The sequence below is a fragment of the Pseudomonas sp. genome, assembly GCF_026224925.1.
Classification (GTDB): Bacteria; Pseudomonadota; Gammaproteobacteria; order Pseudomonadales; family Pseudomonadaceae; genus Aquipseudomonas.
The window spans coordinates 1-10,248 of the sequence record NZ_JAMFRV010000411.1; the positions used below are offsets into that span (position 1 = coordinate 1).

The 10,248-nt window shown below is 58.2% G+C and carries 6 protein-coding genes; 3 read left to right on the forward strand and 3 right to left on the reverse strand.

The genetic code is table 11. From position 1 onward, the window contains the following. Window positions 1–1,580 (forward strand): response regulator (locus tag M0974_RS17830; RefSeq protein WP_297839538.1); only part of this gene is annotated, 1,580 nt, incomplete at its 5' end. Window positions 1,581–1,582: 2 nt separating this feature from the next. Then, the gene (locus tag M0974_RS17835) at window positions 1,583–2,524 is read left to right on the forward strand and encodes a diguanylate cyclase (RefSeq protein ID WP_297839541.1); all 942 of its coding nucleotides are present in this window, start codon (window positions 1,583–1,585) and stop codon (window positions 2,522–2,524) included. Window positions 2,525–2,594: 70 nt separating this feature from the next. Here M0974_RS17835 and M0974_RS17840 read toward each other — a convergent pair whose 3' ends face one another. From M0974_RS17840 to M0974_RS17850, 3 genes are read right to left on the reverse strand one after another with little or no spacing between them, the layout of a single operon-like run. After that, a complete protein-coding gene (locus M0974_RS17840; RefSeq protein WP_297839545.1) occupies window positions 2,595–3,956 on the reverse strand; it encodes an HlyD family type I secretion periplasmic adaptor subunit in 1,362 nt (453 codons plus the stop codon). After that, the gene (locus M0974_RS17845; RefSeq protein ID WP_297839547.1) at window positions 3,946–6,099 is read right to left on the reverse strand and encodes a type I secretion system permease/ATPase; all 2,154 of its coding nucleotides are present in this window, start codon (window positions 6,097–6,099) and stop codon (window positions 3,946–3,948) included. The genes M0974_RS17840 and M0974_RS17845 overlap by 11 nt, the downstream gene beginning before the upstream one ends. Window positions 6,100–6,155: 56 nt before the next feature. After that, window positions 6,156–7,508, reverse strand: coding sequence for a TolC family outer membrane protein (locus M0974_RS17850; RefSeq protein WP_297839550.1), 1,353 nt, complete (start codon window positions 7,506–7,508; stop codon window positions 6,156–6,158). A gap of 345 nt (window positions 7,509–7,853) precedes the next feature. Here M0974_RS17850 and M0974_RS17855 point away from each other — a divergent pair. Further along, a partial coding sequence (locus M0974_RS17855; protein WP_297839554.1) for a retention module-containing protein occupies window positions 7,854–10,248 on the forward strand: 2,395 nt, incomplete at its 3' end.

Genomic DNA, 10,248 nt, shown 5'->3' on the forward strand with positions numbered 1-10,248 from the left:
GCCTGATGGGTGGGGATCTACAGGTGCAAAGCCGTCCGGATGTGGGGAGTCGGTTCTGGTTTGATGTTTGGCTGGAGGTGGACACGTCTACAACGCCAAGGAACGTCCCTCTTTGCGCTGATCAGTCGATGCGGCTGTTGGTGGTCGATGACAACCCGATTGCAGCTGAGCTGCTGATGCGAACGGTGGCAGCGCTGGGGTGGCAGGCCGACCTCGTATCCTCTGGCGTTGATGCCGTAAGCAGGATAAGCGAAGCCATCCATGAGGGGGAGCGCTATGACGTGGTCCTGATGGATTGGCGAATGCCGGACCTGAACGGCATGAACGCGGCCAAGTTGATTCGTGGGATAAAAGGACAGATACCTCCCCCCGTAGTCATCATGATCACGGCCTACGGGCGCGAGATATTGGCCGAGAGCCGTGATCGGGGCGATACCCCTTTCGCCGAGTTCATTACTAAACCCGTCACGCCGAGGCAACTGACCGAGGTTGTCTTACGTGCGTTACAAGGCATCACCACGCCGACGGAGACTCCAGCGCTTGGGCAGAAGCGCTCAGAGCGCCTCAAAGGCCTCAACTTGCTGGTGGTTGAAGACAACGCCTTGAACCGTCAGGTCGTCGATGAACTGTTGAGATCGGAGGGGGCCTCTGTTCAGTTGGCCGAAGGCGGTTTCGAAGGGGTTCAATGCGTGACAACGGCGGCCCAGCCGTTCGATGCCGTTCTGATGGATGTGCAAATGCCTGACATTGATGGCTACGAAGCGACACGGAGAATTCGAGCCAATCCCCGCTTTACCACGCTGCCCATCATTGCGATTACGGCCAATGCGTCTGATGCTGATCGGCAAGCCTGTTTGCACGCGGGGATGAACGGGCATGTGGGTAAACCGATCGACATGGAGTACCTCGTTTCGGTGCTGCTGGCGCACATCGACGGAAAAGAGCCGCAGGTCCCGATCACAAACTATCCCGTCGCGGCACAAGATGACCTCATTGAAATGCGCGCTTCGATAGTCGAGCGGCTAGACGGAAATCTGAGCTTGATACGCAGTGCCCTGAAGATCTTTGGTGCTGATACAGGAAAACAACTCGAGCGCCTGGACGAGCAAATAGGCAAGCAAAACCTTGCGGGCGCTGCCAGCGTGTTGCATACCATTAAAGGCAGTGCTGGAACCCTGGGTGCCATCGCTCTTTCAAGAAGAGCCGGCCAGCTTGAGCGCGCGTTCAACGGTGGCGATACGTCGACACCCGCAGGCTCTCTGGGCAATGAGTGCACGGCTGAGCTGCGGCAATTGCTGCAGGCCAGCATTGCGCAATTGACCAGTGCGTTCGCCGAGCCTGCGCAACTTATTACACCGGCTGGAGACGCTTTGCTTTTGGCCGAATGGCGGTTCCATTTAAATGAAATATTAACGCTGCTGAATGCGTCGAACCTGCAAGCCATTGCGGTAGCTGAAGCATTATTTGACCAAACGCACCCGGAACAACAGGTCAGATTCAATCTGTTCCTCGAACAGGTCAGGGCATTGGATTTTACGGCTGCGGCACTGAGTGCGCACGATATGCTGGAGCAACCCTAGCCATGGAGCAAATACTCGAAGTTTGGTTACTTCACACAAACCGACGTCCCAAGATTCTGATTGCGGACGATCAGCCCACGAATATCCGGGTGCTGTACGAGCTCTTTTCTGCCCAGTGTGATGTGTTCATGGCGACCAGCGGCGCGCAGACGCTGAAGATATGTCAAACCGAATTGCCGGACCTGATTCTGCTCGATGTCGTGATGGACGATATCGATGGTCATGAGGTGTGCCGCCGACTCAAGGCAGATCCCCTGACGAGCACGATACCGATTATCTTCATTACCGCACAGAATCAGGTCGCGGATGAGGTCATTGCGCTGGGTCTCGGGGCGGTCGATTTTATTATAAAACCGATTAACTCCGTTATTGTACGAGCCCGGGTCCAAACGCACTTGACCTTAAAGTTGCAGGGTGATCTGTTGCGTGCGAATGCCCTTTTGGATGGTTTGACAGGCGTGGGCAATCGACGCAAGTTCGATGACGACTTGCTCGCCAACTGGCGCCAATGCTTGCGAGATAACGCGCCAATATCCCTTGTTTTGCTGGATATCGATTACTTCAAACGTTACAACGACCGCTATGGTCATCAGAGTGGGGACAGTTGCCTGAAGTTGGTCGCCAAGGCGTTGTCTGAATCGCTCAGACGGCCCTATGACAGGGTGGCGAGGTATGGCGGTGAGGAGTTCGCCTGCATTCTGCCGAAAACGAAGCTTGAAGACGCTGTCAGGATAGCGGAGGCCATGCTGGGTCGTATTCGGGCGCTGGGTATCGAGCATCTCGGATCGGACGTTGATCGTGTTGTTACGACTTCCTTGGGTGTCGCGACGCTGCTACCCACCCTTGGTAGCGGCCCTGAACTACTGTTGGCGACGGCGGACATACGGCTTTATGAAGCCAAACGTGCCGGGCGGGCGCGGGTTTGTGCGGCCAAAGAGGAGTGAGGGGCTGGGCGCACATGCCAAAGACGTATCGCGAGGGCCTGCTCGGCCTCGCGGCCCGGATGCCCCCGTCCTAGCGCTCGTGCAGCGCCTCGGCCCGGGCGCGAATGATCGGCTTGAGCAAGTAACTCAGCACGCTTTTCTTACCGGTAATGATGTCTACCGAGGCAACCATGCCGGGGATGATCAACAGCGGTTTGTCGTCGGTGCCCAGGTGGCTTTTCTCGGTGCGCAAGGTAATCACATAGTAGGTGTTCTTCTTGTCTTCGTCCTGGATGGTGTCAGCGCCGATCTGAATGAGCTTGGCCTTGAGGCCCCCATAAATGGTGTAGTCATAGGCCGAGAACTTGACCACGGCTTCCTGGCCGGGGTGCAGGAAGGCGATGTCTTGAGGACGAATGCGCGCTTCCACCAACAAGGTGTCATCTAGCGGTACCACTTCGGCCAGATCGCTACCAGGCTGGATTACCCCGCCCACGGTATTGACCAGCAACTGCTTTATGATCCCGCGTACTGGCGAAGTCACCATGGTGCGGCTGACACGGTCTTCAAGGCCTTTGGAGGTCGCCTGGGCCTTGTTCAGGTTGGTCCGTGCTTCGTTGAGCTGGGTCAGTGCGTCGCTGCGGAACTTGCCTTTGTTCTCATCGATCTTGCGCAAGACCTCATTGATAGCAGCCTGCGCCCGGGGGATTGCCAGCTGTGTGGAGTCCATCTGCCCGCGAGTTTCCACCTCAGAGCGTTTGAGGCGCAGCATTTCTACCGGAGACACCGCACCCTGAGCCACCAGCGGCTCGGACATACCGATTTCCTGGCGTAACAGGCCTAGGCTGCTGCGGTACTGGTCCGTCTTGGACTGATACTCGCGCAGTTCCTGCTGGCGCTGCACCAGTTGCTGCTGCAGACCACCGATTTCGTCAGCCAATTGCTGGCGTCGGCTGTTATAAAGCGACTCTTCGTCTGCCGATTGCTTGGGTGCTGCCTTGCGCAGATCGCTGGTGAAGTTCAGCGCTCGGTTATCCACCTCGGCGCTCAAGCGTTCGACGCGCAATTCAGCCGACACGCGGTCGGCATTGGTCTCGCCGACGTTGGAAGCAAAGCGGGTGTCATCCAGGCGAATCAGTGGTGCGCCGGATTCGACAATCTCGCCTTCGTGCACATAGATCTGCGCGACAATACCGCCTTCCAGGTTCTGGATTTTCTGGATTTTCGAAGAGGGGATTGCCTTGCCTTCGCCACGCGTCACTTCATCGATCACCGCCAGGTGCGCCCACAACATCAGAAAGGCGAAGAAGGCGATCACTGCCCAAATGGTCAGGCGCACAATGCGCGGGGCGTCATCGATTAGCGCCTTGTTAACCTCTGGCAGGGGTTGGCCTTCCAATGAAGGCGAGCCCTTGAAGTAGTCGGAAATGCTTGAACCAGACTTAAGCAACATTGATCTGCCCCTTCTTCAACGCTTCCATAACGGCAGCTTTCGGGCCGTCCGCCACAATTCGCCCGCGGTCGATCACCAGCAGGCGGTCGACCAGCGACAGCAGCGAGGCGCGATGGGTAACCAGAATCACTGTTTTGTTTTCCACGACGGATTGCAGGCGCGCCTTCAGGCGCTCTTCGCCGGAGTTATCCATAGCGCTGGTCGGCTCATCGAGCAGCAGGATCGGCGGGTTGAGCAACAGCGCACGGGCCAGCGCCACGTTCTGGCGCTGCCCCCCGGAGAGGTTCTGGCCACGCTCGCCCACTTGTAGTTCGTAGCCTTGTGGGTGCAACCGGGCGAACTCATGCACGCCCGCCAGCTCGGCTGCCTGCAAGACCATCTCATCTTCTACATAACGCGCGCCGGTTACTAGGTTGTCGCGCAGGGTACCTGCCAGCAGTTGGATGTCTTGTGGCACATAGCCAATGTTATGGCGCAGTTCGCTGATATCGATCTGCCGCACATCGACGCCATCCACCAGTAGCTCGCCGCTATCGGCTTCGTACAGCCCGACCAGCAGCTTGGCCAGCGAGCTTTTGCCCGAGCCGCTGCGGCCGATAATGCCGATGCGCTCACCTGGATGAATAGACAGGTTGAGGCCTTGCAGGGCGACGTTCTGCTGATTGGGATAGGTAAACGAGAGGTTGCGGAACTCCACGCCACCTTGCAGTACCTGGCGGCTCATGGGGCGCTCGTCGAAGCTGCGCTCCTGGGGCAGGTCCATCATCTGATTGATTGAGACCATGGTCACTTTGGCTTGCTGATAACGGGTCAGCAGGCCGGACAATTGGCCCAGCGGGCTCAACGCGCGGGTATTGAGCATGTAGCAAGCGATAAGGCCGCCCATACTCAGGTTGCCGGCGATGATCTGGTACACGCCGAACACAATCAGGATGACGCCGGCTAGCTGCTGGATCAAAAACGTCAGGTTCATTGCCAGACCAGACAACACTTTGACGCGTAATTCCAGGCGGCTCATGGTGCCAATGGTTTGTTCCCAGTGGTACTGACGCTCACTTTCAGCGTTATTGACCTTGATGCCGTCCAGACCCGACAACGTTTCGATGACGCTTGATTGTCGCTCTGCCCCCAGTGCCATGGTGCGCTGCAGGGTTTCTGTCAATGGTTTTTGCAGGAAGTGCCCGATTCCAAGGGCCAGCGGGAAGGCCACGACCGGAATCCATACCAGGTTGCCGCCCAGGATCCCGATCACCAGCAGAATCAGCAGGGTAAAGGGTAGGTCGATCAGGCTGGTCAGGGTCAGCGATGTAAGGAAGTCGCGCATGCCCTGGAATTCGTGGATGTTCTGCGCATAGCTGCCGACCCGCGCCGGGCGAAACTTCATCGACATGCCGACGATTCGCTCGAACAGCGTGGCGGAAATAATAAGGTCGGTTTTTTTTCCGGCCAGGTCCAGGCAAAGGCTGCGCAGGCCCTTGAGTAGCAGGTCGAACAGGTAGGCGCCGCTGATGCCGATGGCTAGGACGAACAGCGTTGAGGTCGCCTGGTTAGGTACCACGCGGTCGTACACGTTCATGACGAACAGCGGGGCGGCCATGGCAATGATGTTGATGATCAAGCTGGCGGCGATCGCGTCGATGTACAGCCAACGCGAGCGCTTGAGAGTGTCCTTGAACCAGGATTTGGCCCGTGGAATCAGGGAGCCGTGGTTAACGTCAAATTTATGCTGGGGCTGCGCAAAAAACACGCGGCCGCTGTAGTCGTTCGCCAGTACTTCCCGGCTGACATGAACTTCGCCACCGTCACTTTCGCTCAACAAGATACGCGCAGTGTCACCTTCCCAACCGATCAAGGTGGTGCAGCGACCGTCCTTTAGCAGCAGCAGGGCAGGCAGGGCGATGCCGGGAATTTGCTCGAGCTTACGTACCAGCAACCGGCCTTGGAGGCCCGCGCGCGAAGCGGCGCGGGTCAGCAGGTCCGGGCTCAGCCGCTGATTAGGCAATGGCAGTCCGGTGGTCAGCATGGCCCGGCTGGCCGGTTTTTGATGCAAATAGCAGAGCGTCAGCAGACCATCCAGCAACGGATCGTCGTGCTGACTGCGTGGATCATGACTGAGATGAACTCGACTGGCTTCTGATTCCACGCTGCACTCTCACTTAAGCAACTTAACTATCTGACACTATCTGACTTCGTCAAAAATCAGTTCATACCTGGCAGTTTAACCCGCGGCTTAGTGTCGTTCTGCACAACTGATGCCATCGGCGCCACGACACCTTCACTTTGCAGCAACTGGCCCATCACAGCCTTGATTCGGTACTGGCTGAAAGTTTGCAGGTTCTGTACTTCAGCCAGGCGCCGCTCGGCGGTAAAGGTTTCGTTTTCGCTGTCGAGCAAGTCGAGCAGGGTACGCTCACCCAGGCTGAACTGCTGCTGGTAGGCGATGCGCACACGGTTGCTGCGCTCGGCGTAATCCTTGGCCTGTGGCAGTTGCTGGGTAGCGTTGTTGAAGGCGTTCCAGGCCAGGCCCAGCTCTTCGTTGAGTTGGCGCAGGGCGTTGTTGCGGATGTCCAGCGCTTGGTTGGACAGGTATGACTTGGATTCCAGATCGGCCTTGTTGGCGCCGCCGGAGTAGATGTTGAAGCTCATGCGGACCATGGCTGACCAGCCGTTGTAGTAGCCTTGTTCGCCGCTGACGTTGTTGTCGGCGTTTTTCGACAGCTCTGCGTCAAAGTGTGGGTAGAAGGTCGATTTCGCTGCCGAGAACTGCTTTTCAGTGGCGGCGATATCGGCTTCGGCAGAGCGCAGCACTGGGCTGTTCTCGACCAATTGATGACGCGCTTCGTCCAGTGAGGCCGGCATGGCGGCGAACAGAGCAGGCTGCACCAACTGATCGGCCGGTGTGCCCACGGCGCTCAGGTAGTTGGTCTCAGCGTCAGCCAGGTTGGTCTGCTCGGTGATCAGGTTGTTCTTGGCTTGTGCCAGGCGAGCATCGGCTTGGTCGAGGTCGGCGGTACGACCCACGCCACGCGCGGTACGCAGTTGGATCTGGTCGTAGATACGCTGGTGGTTATCCAGGTTCAGCTGGGCCAGGCGCACGTATTCGCGGCGCACCAGCGCGTCGAGGTACACCTGGGCGACGGTCAGAGCGGTGCGCTCGGAAGTGCCCAGCAACGAGTACGCCCGAGAATTGACGGTGGCTTGTTGACGACCCACTTCGTTCTGCGTCGCAAAACCGTCAAAGATCATCTGAGTGAGTCGAACGCTCGATTCACCTTTATTGAGTGTGGTGTAGCGGTCTTTGTCGTCCACGGCACGGGTAGTTGGGCTGTTTGTACCCTCACGGCCGTAGCCTGCCAGGGCGTCGACTCTCGGCAGATAGCCACCCTTTGCGGCGCGCAACTGGTAGTCGGCGGCAATGCGTGCGTTGACACCGGCTTGAATTTCTGGATGGACCTCTATTGCCTGCTGCATTGCTTCTGGCAGAGTCTGTGCTTGGGTGTAGCTAGCCGCCAGAGCGAAAGGTATAGCGGTCAAAAAGATGTGCGCGCGCATGCTGTTGTTTCCCGAAGACGTCGTTTTCAAAATCCCGGGAAAGACCCGAAGAGATTGGGATATAGCAACCGAAATAACCTTATGTCGGTAAGTCCACGCTGGGAGCTGGAAGACACGATTGGATGCCGATTTGCCGATTAAATATCAATGTGACATTACGTTGCGGATTGTTTAGGATGGCGCCCAGAAGGTCAATAGATTGGCAGAAAGTAAACTCTCAAAAAATATCGCCAATATGTTGGCGCCATTTAATTTCATAAACTTACTATAGCTGTATGTCGAAACGACAAAAAATGTCGACTAGTTCGCAGCAGTAACCAGAACGGCACCCCCGGAGAGTTCCATATGAGCAGTGTTGTTGCCATCGTCAAAAGCATTGTTGGCCAAGTCATCGCGATCTCCCCTGAAGGGATTAAGCGTGTGCTCATTGAGGGCGATCATCTGCTCGCCGGGGAGCAGATCGAGACAGGTGCTTCGGGCGCAGTTTCGCTGCAACTCAACGATGGCCGGGTTCTGGACGTTGGACGCGACAGCGAATGGAGTGCCGTCAACCCGCAAGTCAGCACTCAGGTAAGTGGCCAGACGGACGCACAATTGGCGGCCAGCTCGGCCCCATCTACCGCAGAGCTGCAAAAAGCTATCGCCGACGGCGTCGACCCGACCAAAGCCTTCGAAGCGGCTGCTGCTGGTACTCAAGTGGTTGACGTCGGCCCTGGCGGTGAAGCCGGTGGTGGTCACTCGTTCGTGGTACTGGATGCCACGGCTGCCACTGTTGCGCCGACCATCGGCTACAGCACCGCGGGCCTAGGCAATGGCACCGGCACTACCACTGAGCAGACCGACGGCACCACGCAGCTGCGGGCTTCGACCCTGACCCTGACCGCGACCCAGTCGCTGGCCGAAACCGGCGGCGTGCTGACCTATACGGCCACTGTTACCCAGGCGCCGCTGAGCACGCTGACTATTACCCTGTCTAACGGGCAGAGCATCGTGATTGGCGCCGGCCAGCTGACGGGCACAGTCAACGTAGCCTTCGCTTCCGAAAACACCCCTTACATCGACGCGCATACTGTGTCGGTCACCGTGACCGGTACCACTGGCGGCCAGGGCCTGTCGATCACTACCGACCCGACCCCGGCGATCACCCAGATCACCGATACCATTGACCCTACCCAGGTCAGCATCACTGCCCCGACCTCTACGGTGGGCGAAGGCAGCTCACTGACCTACACCATCAGTGTGGCCAACGCGCCACAGACCAACCTGGTGCTGACCCTTTCCGATGGCAACACCGTGACCATCGTGGCGGGCACCAAGTCGGTCGACTACACCGTGAACGTGGGTGATGCCGACCACGGCAACCGCCCTGACGACATCTATAGCCAAGGTACCACCAGCACCACCTTGAGCGTGACGGGTGTGTCCAACGGCGCCGATGGCAACCTGGAATCCGTGGTCACCACAGGGGCCACGGTAACTACCAATATCGTCGATGCCCTGACCGGTTCCGGCACTGATACCAAAATCGGTTTCATTTCGGGCTCGGACACGGTCAACGAAGGTTCGGCTGGCACTTACACGTTGAACGTGCCAACTACCACTGCGCCGTTGGTGTTGACCCTGACCTACACCGGTACCGCCTCCAACGGCGCGGACTTCACCGGTACCACTACCGTGACCCTCCCGGCGGGCCAGAACAGTTTCAACATCAGCACCCTGACTGACAGCCTGCTGGAAGGTAACGAAAGCATCACCCTGACCCTGACCGGTGTGTCGGGCGGTGGTTTGGAAAGTCCGACCGTGGATGCGACGCTTAGTAGCGTCACCACCACCATCATTGACCAGACCCCAGCCGAAGCGACCGGCAGCACCGTCGGCGGCACTGAAGACACCGCCACGACCCTGATCTGGGCCGATTTCGGCGTCCAAACCGGCAGCAGCAATGCTGATTTGGGTATGCGGATCAACAGCGTGCCAACCAATGGCACCCTGACCCTGACGGAAACCGTCAATGGCGTTTCTACCACCGTGACCGTCACGGCCGGCACCGTCATCACCAAGGCCGATATCGACAACGGCAAGCTTGTGTTTACCCCGGATGCCAACGCAGCGAGCACCCCGAGCGATTCAACGGTATTCGCGCAGATCAACTTCACCACCCTGAATAACGCCACGTCGGCCACGCCGGTCGAAGGCACCACTACCACCGTCAACCTGACCATCGCGGCAGTGGCTGACGCCGCAACCTTCAGCGCACCTGCCGCCAGTACCGGCAACGAAGACAGCGCGATCACCATTAAACCGATCACCGTCAGCTTCGCCGACAACGATGGCTCGGAAGTGCACAGTATTACTGCCAGCACCCTGCCGGTAGGCAGCGTACTGAGCGACGGCTCCCACTCGGTCACTGTAGGCGACAGCGGCAGCGTAGACATCACCACCTGGTCGCTGTCGACCCTGACCGTGACGCCGCCGGCCAACTACAACAGCGATCTGAACGGCAACATCAGCCTGACCGTTACAGCTGTCTCTACCGAGACCAGCAACGGTGATACCGCGACCTCTACCCAGACTTACCCAGTGGTGGTCAACGCGGTCAACGATGCGCCGATCGCTACGGCCAGCACTGCCGCTGTGACCGAAGACACCACGGTTACCGGTCAACTGCAGGCTACCGACGTCGACAATGGCGACGTGCTGACCTACACCGTCAAGGCGTCGGATACGCCGGCCGGTTTCA